Origin of the sequence: Bacteroides intestinalis, assembly GCF_003464595.1 — a bacterium.
Classification (GTDB): domain Bacteria; phylum Bacteroidota; class Bacteroidia; order Bacteroidales; family Bacteroidaceae; genus Bacteroides; species Bacteroides intestinalis_A.
On sequence record NZ_QRZF01000006.1, the window covers coordinates 242,649 to 255,993 of the forward strand.

The 13,345-nt window shown below is 45.9% G+C and carries 4 protein-coding genes; all 4 read right to left on the reverse strand.

From position 1 onward, the window contains the following. Positions 1-35: 35 nt before the first annotated feature. Positions 36-2,951, reverse strand: a complete 2,916-nt coding sequence (locus DWW10_RS11050) for a golvesin C-terminal-like domain-containing protein (protein WP_118421409.1) — start codon at positions 2,949-2,951, stop codon at positions 36-38. A 127-nt stretch (positions 2,952-3,078) separates the two neighbouring features. After that, on the reverse strand, positions 3,079-5,070 hold the full coding sequence (locus tag DWW10_RS11055; RefSeq protein WP_022392572.1) for a glucosamine-6-phosphate deaminase: 1,992 nt from the start codon (positions 5,068-5,070) through the stop codon (positions 3,079-3,081). Between the two features lie 276 nt (positions 5,071-5,346). Next, a complete protein-coding gene (gene pbpC / locus DWW10_RS11060; RefSeq protein ID WP_022392571.1) occupies positions 5,347-7,692 on the reverse strand; it encodes a penicillin-binding protein 1C in 2,346 nt (781 codons plus the stop codon). Between the two features lie 9 nt (positions 7,693-7,701). Beyond that, complete coding sequence (locus DWW10_RS11065; protein WP_118421408.1) at positions 7,702-13,311, reverse strand: alpha-2-macroglobulin family protein; 5,610 nt, start codon at positions 13,309-13,311, stop codon at positions 7,702-7,704. Positions 13,312-13,345 lie beyond the last annotated feature (34 nt).

The window sequence follows — 13,345 nt, forward strand, 5'->3', positions numbered from 1 at the left end:
GCATACTTTCATTGATTATTCTTCCTTTTTTATTTTTATTTGCGTGAATCTGTGGTGAGGAATTGCAGAATAGAGGCCATGATAGCATTACGATCCGTTTCCTTCTCGATACTTTCAAAAGGAAATCCCATGACGAAGGTGCGGTAATTGCCCTGATAAGCAATGGCAGCACTTTGATTGCCGGAATTATACGTGAGTACGGGGAAAGCACCACCTGTAGGAAGAATACATTCCGGAGCAGTTACGGGATAAGCATATTCATTGGGTAGGCGGGGGATACTGAATGTACGTCCCAGCCCACTGATATTTCCTGAATAGCTGTCAGTGATAGACTGTCCGTAGGCGTATTTCAAAAGATTCTGTGTAAACTCCCGGTCGCCTTGCGAGTTATTCATATCGCTGCCGATGTAGGAACCACTAATCAGCAGATTACCACCGGATTGACAGTATGATGTCAATGCGCGTTGCATAGGGGAAGAAAAGGTTTTGTAATATGTGTTACGAGCCGGGTTACTTTGATGATCTTCTTTCTCCAGTCCAAGAATGTAATCCACAATATTATAAACCTCCAATGGGACGCGCCCGTTTTCTACAGCCTCATCATTGCATGATACAAAACTATAATTACCGGCTGCCTGTATTGCTTTTCCGTGTATGAAGGAGTAGTCGAAGGTATTTCCGGCAATTTTTAATCCTTCCCACTCGTCACTGCTGCGTCCCAATTCCTTTCCCGTTTGCTTGCGGGAGAATTCGGTTTGAGCGCCGCAAAGTGAAATGTCATATAGATAAGGTACGCCCGGATCTTTTGTTAAATCAAATCCGGCTTCAATAGGGGTATCGATGACTGCCGGTCCACTGATACGGTCGAAGCCGTTGACAATCAGGATACGTCCTTTTTCCTTCTTGGCTTTATAAGCAGCAAGAATCTCGGACGGAAAACTTTCTCCACCCCGATTGGCTGCGGTTACTTTAAAAGAGTAGACAATACCCGGTTCTATTTTGGCTGTATAAGAAGGGCTGCTGACACGTACGCCATTATCAAATCCTCCGCGTCCGATGCGGGTATAAACAATGTATTCACGTGGTTTGGCTGTAGGTTCCAGTTGATCCTCCTCACCCTTCCAGGAGAGTTCCAATGTATTCTTTTTATCGCCGAAGCGGATGGAAAAGTTGCTTACGGGAAGTGGTTGCACTACATAATCTTTGCCATGCTGATTGCAAAGGTATTGCAGAATAGCTTTATAAATGGAACGTCCTACGGTGAACTTAAAGTTGGGGTCGTGACCGAGGCACATATCGGCAAAATTCTGATGTGAAAGCAGTTCGATGATAGTAGAAGGCACTGCCGGAAGGCGGGTTTCACTGTAATTACGGTCCCATAAGCTGCGGCGTGTCCAGTCTATGGCATAATTGGAACGGATATCGCGCTGAAGTTGGGTGAGCAGGATGTCGGATAAATCACGGGAAGCATAACGGCTGGTGCCTGCTCCAAGTTGCCCGCCATTGAAATCAGTAGTGTATATGCCGAGTGATCCTATGATTTTATCTTCCTTATTGGCACCGGCGTCACTGTGCAATGCCATAGAAACTTCAAAGGGTATCCCTAACCCTTTTTCTTTGGGATTGAATATGGAACCACCGGACAGATAATTGATCATACGGGAGCGTACGTTGATGTCGTCGGACATGTCATCCTTGCCTTCCCGTCCACCATAGACCGGATAAGGCATACCTGCCCATTGTGCAGAATAACGGGCACCTTCCAGATAACGCGGCATCCCACTGGTTACTCCACCACGTTCAATATTACCCATACCTCCACCGAAACGTACAGCATCGGCGCAGACCACTCCTTTCTGCTTACTTTCATTACTGAGTACTACCATGCCATAATCATTCTTTCCTTTATCAAAAGTAAAGGTTCCGAGGTAGACCCATGTACCGCCACCTATCTGTTGGTTTACCTTGAATTCTGTAGTTCCACCATTATGAAACACAATGTATTTGGCACCACTTACACTATTAGGCAAGGTCTGATAAGAGACGTATACAGCGTATTCTCCTGTTTCAGGAATATCGGGTATCCACTCAGCAAAAGCTTTGTTTTTTTTCTTCTCGGTACGAGCAAATCGTGCCGTACCGCTAATAAATGGGTTTTCACCATCCCGATAGACTGATTTACGCTGGGCGAAACCGGGAAGTCCTGTTTGTTCCCACTTGGCTTTGCGGCTTTTCATATCCAGATAAAGGGAACTTTGTGGAGTATCATTATCCACAATGACTTCCTGTTTCTGGGTATCCCGTTCGCGGGGAGTAAACACGTTGGCACCGGCATTTTCCAACATTGGGATGACGTAGGGAAGAATAAAGGATTGGGTGAATTGATCTTCTGTTGTACAGAACAGGCGAGGGCGTTGCCATCCCCATTTTCCGGTTTTGTTGATGAAGTACTTCCCATGACTTTGCCATAAAGCGATATGTTTACCTTCCAATCCCCGGCTGATTTCATAAGGACGCGAAACGCGCGTTACCCACGGCTCGCCTTTATACTCTAATCCACTGTACAAACGGGATTTATCTTTCTTACCTTTTCGGTAAAGATTAGGAATCAGGTCTTCGATGGGTTGTCCGTCCGTTATCACAGTTATATCATAATAGTTTACGGGGCCCGGAAGTACTTGTTTCAGGTACCGGTATATGGCATCTACCGTTTCCTGGCGAAACGGTTGATAGGAGAATTTATCATCTGCATAAACCGTTAATCTTTTTTTCTGATGATTTATGCGGAAACTATCCAGTTTGCAAGTACCGATATTTACTGTGGTGGTAGTATATTCCCGAAAGAAGGATTGAAGACGATCTTGTACGTTCGCTTCGGTATCTTGGGCTGCCAGTTTTCCATTAAGGGCGAAAGCGCAGCAACAAATGGCTAATAATATTCTTTTTCTCATATTCTCATAACGGATAAGCTCTGTGAGACTCTGTGCCTTTTTGCAGTGAAGTCCCTCCACAAAAGTACGTAAAAAAAGAGTGGAAAACCTTGGCTTCCCACTCTTCTTATTTCTATTTAGCAAACATTTACAACGGAATATATTCCACGAATGCCTCCATTGCTTCGTAAGATGCCAGACCAAGGCTGTCATACAATGCAGCAGTACCACGGTTGCGGTCTTCGCTGCGTTGCCAGAACAGACGTTCGTCGTTGCCCAGGAACGGTGCACTTTCCATCTGAGACTGGTGTTTCAGGATAGAGTTACGTTTGGCACGGAGTTCTTCAGGACTGATAGGCACTGCCATTTCAATGTTCTCAATTTCCCATTCAGCCCATGCACCACGATACATCCAGATGCGGCAGTCTTTCAGCCATTTTGCACCTTCTTCTTTTTCTAGGTCGATAGCTGCAAATACAGCATCGGTACAGACACGGTGTGTACCATGTGGGTCGGCAAGGTCGCCGGCAACGAATATCTGGTGAGGTTTCACTTCACGCAACAGGTTACGTACGATTTCCACATCAGCTTCAGTCAACGGACCTTTCTGAATACGACCGGTTTCATAGAACGGCAGATCAAGGAAATGACAATGATCCAGTGGGATGTTATTGTATGTACAGGCGGTGCGTGCTTCACCACGACGTATCAAACCTTTAATGGTAAGAATATCGCGTGTATCGATGTCACCGTCTTTTTTCTCTTTCAGGAACTTACGGATTTCTGCATACTTATCGGTAATCACTTTGTCTTCGCTGTTATTGAAGATTTGATTGAAACCGTTGATAAAGTGCAGGAAACGGATTACTTCTTCGTCGCCTACGGCAATGTTACCGGAGGTTTCGTAAGCCACGTGTACATCATGCTTTTGCTCTACCAGACGACGGATGGTACCTCCCATGGAGATAACGTCGTCATCGGGATGCGGAGAGAATACAACGATACGTTTCGGATATGGTTTTGCACGTTCGGGGCGATAAGTGTCGTCTGCATTTGGTTTGCCACCCGGCCATCCGGTAATAGTATGTTGCAGATCGTTGAATATCTTGATATTTACATTATATGCAGAACCGAATAATGCCAACAATTCACTTAAACCGTTTTCATTATAATCCTTATTGGTAAGTTTCAGGATAGGTTTTCCTGTTAACTGGCACAGCCATACGATAGCACTACGGATCAGTTTATCGTTCCATTCACATGAAGTCACCAACCACGGACGGTGGATACGCGTCAAGTTGCCGGCAGCAGAAAGGTCAATAACTACATGAGCATTGTTGTGCGTTTGCAGGTAAGATGCCGGAATAGTATCTGTTACTGCACCTTCTACACACTCTTTTACCATTTTAGCCTTATCATCACCCCATGCCATCAAGAAGATTTTCTTGGCAGCCAGAATGGTGGATACACCCATTGTGATAGAGCTGATCGGTGTGCTTTCAATGCTTCCGAACATTTTGGATGCCTCGTTGCGTGAGTCATTATCCAGCAAAATCAAGCGAGTGGTGGAGTTCAGGCGGGAACCCGGTTCGTTGAAACCGATGTTACCTACACGGCCGATACCGAGTAATACAGCATCCAGTCCACCAAAGCTTTCGATGCGCTGCTCGTACAAGCGGCAATATTCGAAGATCGTGTCTTTAGGAATAGTACCGTCCGGGCTAAAAATATTCTGCTTGTCGATGTCTACATGATCGAGGAACATTTCTTTCAGGGCATTCAGATTACTGTTGATGGCATCTGCTGTAAGCGGATAATATTCGTAAAGGTTGAATATGATAACATTGCGGAAACTCAGACCTTCTTCTTTATGCATCCGGATAAGGGCTGAATATACATTACGGGGAGAATTACCGCCCGGCAATGCCAATACGCAAAAACGTCCGGCCTTTTGTTTATCGCGAATCAGTTGAGCTATTTCGCAGGCAACGTGGTTTGCACCTTCCTCTGCTGATTCGTAGATGTCAGCCGGGATTTTTTCCAGTCGGGTCAATACCGACCTTTCAAATGCATTCTCAGGCCTGTAATACCTGGGGGAGACTCTGTTGAGAGTGATTTGAGAACTAAGATTGGTTTTCATAACTAAATTGGTATTAATAAATTGATTAAAGCTTGTCGCTTCTATGATTTAACAAATATACGAAAAACAAAGTTCACTCATTTAATAGTGTTGGGGCTGTTTTTCGGAACAAGGTGTTTTTTTCTGACACTGTTTCGGGATACAAATGTAGGCACTTTTTGGTAACTATGTACTCACTTCTTTTAGGTATTTTCATTAAAAAGACTAAAATGGAATCTTTTTGTACAAATACATCACCTGTTCGTCCGCGTACCTGTCTTTTAGTAACAGGTAATCCTAATGAATATAAAATGTAGTAGTTACTGTATTTCCTGCACTATCTACCGCTGTCAGCGAGTGTTTTCCGGGTGTGGGTTGCAAAGAAATCTTATGGAAATCCTGCGTCTGCGTCAGATAAGTGTTATCAAGATGCCAAAAGATGGTGGTAGCGGGATTACCATGGGCCAGTTCGGCAGTCATATATCCTGGGCTTCCATCCATCTGTTTGGGTAATACAATCCGTGCATTCATGGGCGGATAGATGAACTGCATCGGTTGGAGGGCATCTTCTCCGCAACCAGGCTTAAAGGGAGGAAGCGGACTGTATTCCGGATGATGCTGTTTGTAATACCATTCCCAGACGGGCGGCAAAGTGAACCAGGATTTCTGGATGGTAGGCTCCAGATTGGCACAATTCTCATAGATACGGTGAGTTTCATCGGCTGAGAGAGTGATGAGGTGATGATAAGGGCAAGCTTCCGTCTTTAATCCGGCGGGAAGAATCAATAAAGTATCTGTTTCTTCGCAAAATCGGCCTTTCAGGTGCCCGGATTTCCGGCATACTTCAGCCTTAACAAAGACATTTTCCGGACGTTTGAACCATTGTGTAGGAGGAAGCAGGCTGAATACATCAAACAGAACCGGACCGGCTGTCCGTGCTCCTACAAGACCGGGCTTGCCTTCTCCGGTAGCATTACCCACCCATACACCTACGGCATAGTGAGGAGTGACGCCTACAGCCCAGGCATCGCGGAATCCATGACTCGTTCCGGTCTTCCATGCGATGGGATGCATGGAAGGGATGGATTTCCAGTCTATTTCTTCGGGACGGTTCACTTCGGTTAGAGCATTGAATGTTTGCCATACGGCTCCCGGTTGAAAAATATCCGTTGTCTTTGCAGAAGTGACTGCCTCGGAATTTTCTGAACCTTCAGAATCTGAAAGCAGTAAACTACATTCCGTTTGTGGAAGTTGCAATAAACTCCGTCCCATATGTGCGTATGTATTGGTTACATCCCATAGGGTGGCTTCCGCTCCGCCTAAGATAAGTGATAAACCATAATGGGAGGCGGGACGGTTGATTGTCTTCAAACCTATTTGCCTCAGGAAAGTGTGAAACTTGGGAACACCATATTTTTGCAGCATCGTTACTGCCGGAATGTTTAGTGAACGGGCAAGTGCTTCTGAAGCCGGAACAGCACCTTCGAACTGCAAACTGAAGTTTTGAGGTGTAAAGCCATTAATATTAATTGGTATATCAGGCAGTAATGTATGAGGCAGCAGGCTGCCTTCCTGCAACATGGCATAATATAGAAATGGTTTCAGAATACTTCCCGTGCTTCTGGGTGCCTGAATTACATCTACCTGGTTACCGCTTTGTTTCCGTTCGAAGTTTACATTGCCGCAATAAGCTACCACCTGGTTGGTCCGGATATCAATTACCAGAATAGCCAGGTTGCGTATATCACTCCGGTTAAATTCATTACTCCAACGCTCGGCTGCGTTCTCTATCTGGGTTTGAATACCTCTGTCGATGGTTGACACGGAATATTTCCCATTCCGTTCCTGATAGAAGCGACTGACCAGGTGAGGGGCTATTTGAGGGAGAGGATGAGGCTCATCGGGTAGTGGTTCGCTGATAGCCAGTTCGTAAGTGGAACTATCTATAATCTTTCGTCCATACAATTGTTTCAGCAGACGGTTTCTCTTATTGAGCAATGATTGTCGTGATTTGGAAAGGTGAATCATGGCGGGTGCATTTGGAAGTACCGCCAGCATAGCTGCTTCCGCCCAGGAAAGTTCTTCGGACGAGTGTCCGAAATATCGCCAGGCGGCGGCATCGAGTCCTACTACATTTCCTCCGAAAGGAGCGTGTGAAACGTACATGGACAGGATTTTTTCTTTTGAAGCACCAAATTCAAGTCGGGTGGCCAGGATCATTTCTATGAATTTTTCTCCAAAAGTACGCGATTCGTTTCTTGCCAGACGGATCGTTTGCATGGTGAGGGTACTTCCTCCACTTACAATGCGCTTATTCTTTAAGTTTTGGTAGGCGGCTCTGCCAATGGAGACAGGATTGACCCCCCAATGGTGATAGAAGTGCCTGTCTTCGAAAGTGATGAGACATTGCTTTATTTTCTCCGGAGTAGTGGTCCGGGGCGGAAAGCGCCATTGACCGTCGGATGCAATGCGTGCGCCCAGTAATTCACCGTTCCGGTCAGTGACAACGGTGGAGTAGGGCACATGGAAAAGTTGCCGGGGAAGGCAAAAGATATAGGCTATCACCAGAATTGTAATAAGTATGAGTATTACTTTTCTGGTGATAGACAGTTGTTTGAAGTACTTTATAATCTTAGCTCCCATGAAACGAACTTAACGGCTGACAGTCGTTCTTCCCGCCTTGGTTCGTGCCTGTGCCGAACCGTCATACATGGCTTCGCACTGGATAGCCGGCAGAATGAAATTACCTGCATACGTAGCTTGCAGTCTTATGGTGAACTTTTTCAGTTCGCTGCGACGCAAGTCGAAGTAAGTCAATACGCGGTCGTCACGAATATCCTGGTAGGTATACTCACGGGTAGGTGTCGCTTCCGGAGTCATCAACCGGTCATTGTAAATCTCCCAACCTGATGGCAGGATATGTGTTAATGCCAGATTACTGTAAGCGGTGGTTCCACTGATATTACCTACGGTGATGACTGCCATAAAGTCTGTTCCCTGCTTGATATCATCTATGGATATCGTCGCTCCATTCATATCCGTATATTTTACGTCCAGGCGGAGGTTATTGGATATTGCGGGTAACGTGTCATTAAGTAATTGCGTGCGTGTAATGAGGTCCACACTTAATGCACCTTTACCTTCATTCTTTACTATAATATTACCCGAAGCCGGTGAAGTGGACAGTTCCTTTGCAAATACAGCCTTGGCTGATTTTACTACGGGTTGCTGCTTTCCGTTCCAGGTCCAGGTGAAGTCCAGAGTACCTGAAAGCTTTTCAGCCAGACGTCCCATCGCCATCAATGAGAAAGCAGTGGACTGTGTACTGAACCAATTCTCTTCGGCCAGATTCTTGGATACCTTCTTCGCCTGTTGTAATGCCGCCTGGTCGCGATTCATCAGGAGTAAGGTTTCCAATATCATAGCTTCGTCACGATCATACGAACCATAGATGTAGTTCTGTGAGGAATAAGGGGGAACGGTGGTTTCTGCCTTAAATACCAATTCTTCAGCCGGTTTCATCTTACCTGTCAGGGCATAAGCGGCTGCCAGTCTCCATTTGGCTTGCAGAGGCAGGTTAGCTTGTTCTTTCATCCGGTTCATGGCACCCTGCTCAGGTGCACCGGCTAATGCCAGTGTGTACAATCTGTATGCTTGTTGCACTCCCGTTTGCCAGTAACTCCAACTGTCATCCTGATCCGGCATCCGCCAGTTCTGGGCAGCAGTACGTTGGAAGCGTTTCCACTTATTCAGCACATTCGAGTTGACAGCGTAGCCTTTCTCCTGCGCCAATACAAGGAACATGCCCGCATAAGAAGTAATCCACTCATCAGCACTGGCATTCCCCGGCCAGTAAACAAAACCGCCATTCGGAAGCTGGCGTGCATAGAGCTGCCGTATCGCTTCCTGTACGTTAGCTTTAATCTTTTGAGCTTCTTCCTCATCCACAGCTTTAAACTGGCTGACGAACAATAACGGCAGAGCTTTGGAAGTCAGCTGTTCCGTGCAATGATGCTGATAATTATACAGGTAGTCGAACCTGCGGCTGATATCTACCGAAGGAATACGTGAGACTTCCAGCAGCATACGGCTATTTGCCGGAGAGGCACCATTCAATGAATAAGGAAGTGTTACACTTTCTCCTTTCTCCACCCATTGGCTGTTGCGGAAGGTCACTGCCGGATTCGGGTTCCGGACTTCGATTTCAATGGTCTCTTTCGCTTGCTGACTGCCACCGCTGGCAGTGATATGTATCGTTGCTTTTCCTGTTTTACTTCCGGTCTTTATCTTAAAGTAAACGAGTTGGTCACCCGGTTGACTGAAAGTAATGGATTGTTTATTGGGATCGATTACCTGCACACCTCCACCTGAAGCCTGGATGGATACTGATACATTCTTCACTTCCTTCTCCATGGCAAAGACATTTACCGGGACAGTAATCTCTTCTTGTGTGCTCAGAACACGGGGTAGTGTGGACAACAACATCAATGGTGTCCGTACGAAAGAAGTCTTTTCCGCTTTTCCATAAGCTCCGTCTTGCCCCGCTACCACCATCGTACGTACAGAACCTACGTACATCGGTAGTTTCAGCGTGTGCGTCTTCTGTTTTCCTTTATCCAGATAGAACGGACCGATAAATTTCACTACCGGCTTGAAGCGGTTCGCTTTTGCATCGGCCGGTTTCAGTGTTTCGTCACCACCCGTACTGAACAATGAACTGTAGCGTCCGGCAGATGCTCCGAGTACATCATCATACATATCCCAGGTGCGGATGCCCAATGCTTCGCGGGCATAGAATTCATTCCACGGATCGGGAGTCTTGAAATTAGTCAGGTCGAGTAATCCGTCGTCTACAATGGCCAGTGTGTATGTCATCTGCTTGCCGTTCTTTTCGCTGACGGTAACGGTGAAGTCCGTTTCCGGCCGCAACACTTCCGGCATTTTAATTTGCGGTTGCAATATAGTTTGTTTATTAGTCACCAATACCGGAACCACACCGTACATACGTATCGGCAAATCGTTCACTGTCTGTGCATGAGGTTGCAACAGGCTGATGTGCAGGTAAACGTTCGGTGCCATTTCCGGAGTCACTTTGAAAGAATACTTTGTGTCTCCGTTATTGGAAACTTCAATCCATTCACGTTGCAGAACAGTTGAACCGTTTTCCAGGGCTACTAATGCACGTCCTCCCGCAGCGGCAGGAATGATGGCTGTTGCCGTTTCACCTATTTCATACGAGTCTTTATCCAGAGAGAAAGCGAGCATTTTAATGCCGCTGGGGTCCGTCTTGCTTGAACGTCCGCGCCAATCCGGCCAGTCTATATAAACAGTTCCACCGGTGGCATGCCCACTTTCCTTATCTTTCACATAAATCAGGTAACGTCCCCAGTCCGGATAATTTATCCGGAATTTAAAAGTTGCCTTTCCGCCTGTAGTCTGTATATTGCCACTGGCTACGGGAGTGATGGAACTACTGTTGACATAAGTTCCGAATGATTCGTCCCGGTTCTCCCACCACCAGCTCCAGGAGATACGGTAAATCTTATATTCCAGATTGGATCGGTTCACTAATTGTCCTTCTGCATTTACGGTGACAATGTCGAATACATGATCCTGGTCTGTCTCGATGTATTTTCCTTTCGGTTGGTTCAGATTAATCCCTACGTAAGAAGAGAATGGAGAGAACGGAATGCTTTGCGTGTAAATACTGGCGTCTCCTCCCGGTTCGAATACACGGCTGGTTAAGGTTGCATTCAGCATTCCCGGGGCATTGGTGGCAGCCGGAAGTTTCAACATAAAGTTAGCTTTTCCTTCCGCATCCAGTGTCCCGTCGAATACATCGTTCTTCACAGTTGTAAATTCGGTAGCCGGATTATTGAATATGTATTGCCCGTAGTTCTTGAATTGCGTATTTACTTTTGACAGGGACATTTCCACCTTGGTTTTCAGCCGTGAAGCGGTGGCGCCTGTCAACCAAGTGGAAGTAAGCATTACCGGCATTTCTTTGGTAGAAGCCTGGATTACTTTCTCCGGCAGTTTCAGATTTATTTTCAGGCGGTTTGGCTTCACTGTTTCTATGCGAAGACTTTTGTGGAAGGCGGTTCCGCCTACTTTGACGTAAGCGTTCCATAATCCCGTCGGGTCTTCGGGGCGTGTCGGCAGGTCAAACGTGTAGAAACCGTTTACACCTTGCGTAGAGATCATTTTGGTATAGAATTGTCCTCTCGGATTATACAATTCCAATGCTACAGGGTGTTTATCCGGAATCCTTTTTTCACGGTCTTCCATAATAAAGCTTACATGCAGTGTATCTCCCGGTCGCCATACCCCTCTTTCGCCATAGACGAACCCCTTCAATCCTTTCTGAATATCTTTTCCGCCTACATCGAACCGGCTGACAGATTGTTCTTCGCCATCTACCACACGAACGTAAGCTTTCTGCTTCTCTATTTCGGCCACCACAATGAAAGGAACACCTTTCGGAATGATTTCTGTAAATCCTTTACTATTGGTCTCAGCGGTTCCGATGGCTTGCAACTGGAAGTTGTAAACAGTTACTTTTGCTTTCTCCATCGGTTTGGTATCCAAGATGTTGCTTACGGCAATCCACAGTTTGTTCAGTGAATTCCGTTTTACAATCATTCCTATATTGGAGGCAAATACGTTGCACGATGCTGCCCGGTCAGAATCCATATAGTAGGAAGCATGGCAAGGATTATTGCGTTCCCGCCAGTTATACTGACTCCAATCCATCTTAATGTTACCATTATAGTAGAAATAAGTTTCCGGAGTATCCCATTCTGCTTCATTTTCTTCGAAAGTACTACTTCCGCTGACTTTCGTCAATCCCTCTGAAGCAGCATTGTCTGCAAAACTCATCTCTTGTTTTTCTGTTCCGTTGCAAGGATAGGCTGAGTATTCCTGCCGGAAAGAAAGTATGACACGGTAGATAGCACCCGGTTCTTGCCGGATCAGTCCGGCAAGATCTATTGAATAGTCTTCCCATCGGTGCACGTCTTTTGTGCTGTCCTTACTCAGCCACAATGTGTTCTGGTAAACCAATCGTCCGGAACGGCGCAGCTCACTGGCGGATGAGAGCGTATTGGTCTGCATGAACATCAGTACATTGTTTTCAAAAATACGGATTACGCTTAAATCTACCGCATAGAGATTGACTGCCCGGAACGGGATGATCAAACTTTTGGAGTCGGGCAGGATAGCGGCTGATGTAGACATGCTCACTTGTGGTTTCAGATTCAGTTCGCTGAATGCGATGGAATGTGATGTGCCGAGCGATTTATCCCGGCTGTTTTTCACTCCTTCGTGTATCTTCAAAGTCAGTTTGCTCAGTTGGTTGGCTTCAAAGTAGATGCATACTTTATTATTCTCCACTTGAAATATAGAAGATGATACTTCGGGGATTTCAATCAATCCGTTTAGGTCTTGTGTGGTAGAAACAGGATCGGAGAATACTATTTCAATTCCATTTTCCGGTTCGTCAATGCGTTTGGCAGAGAGGAAACGGAAATCATTCTTGGCAGGGATCAGAATGTTTTCTGTCAGTTTGCGGTCGATTCCTGCAGGACTGCCATTGGCGGTGATTTCCAACTGATAGTCTTCCGCTTCGCGAATAACACCGGCTATTTCAAACTGATAGCGTGTCGGATGATCTGTTGGAGTGATACTGACCGGATAGCTTTGGCCGTTTCCACCTTTGGCAGAGAGCATTTTCTCAACTGCTTCTTTGGAAGTGGCATCACTGAAACGTACTTCACCTTTCAGCGTCACCAGGTCGCCATGGCTATCTACGTCGATGGTTGTTAGCGGTTCAATATACAGTGTGAAATTAGGTTCCTGTACTCTGAAAGAGAATTTGAATTCTTTCAGGCGACTGTCCACTTCTACAAACCGACCTAATTGGAACGTACCTTCATAGAATTCTCCCGGCTTTAAAGTTCCTGGCTCAGGAACGAATTCAATCGTATTGTTGCTGACCCAATATGCTTTACCCTTCAGAGATGGGGAGAAACTGAATGGATTTTCTTTCAGCTCATTGTTCAAATCTACCATAGGCTGATCTTGTGCCAGTTCTATGCGTATATTCGAAGTTTGCGAGATGACTCCTCCCGTATATGCATTCACAAAAGGTGCATACTCGGCAGAAGGAACAATATCCTTTTTGCTGTTTGTGCAAGAGGAAAAAACTGCGATAGTCAGTAACAGAAAGAATAGCTTGTCAGCTATACGATGTTTAGCTTTCATTCGTTCCATAATCTAAATAGTTCTGAATAGCCAA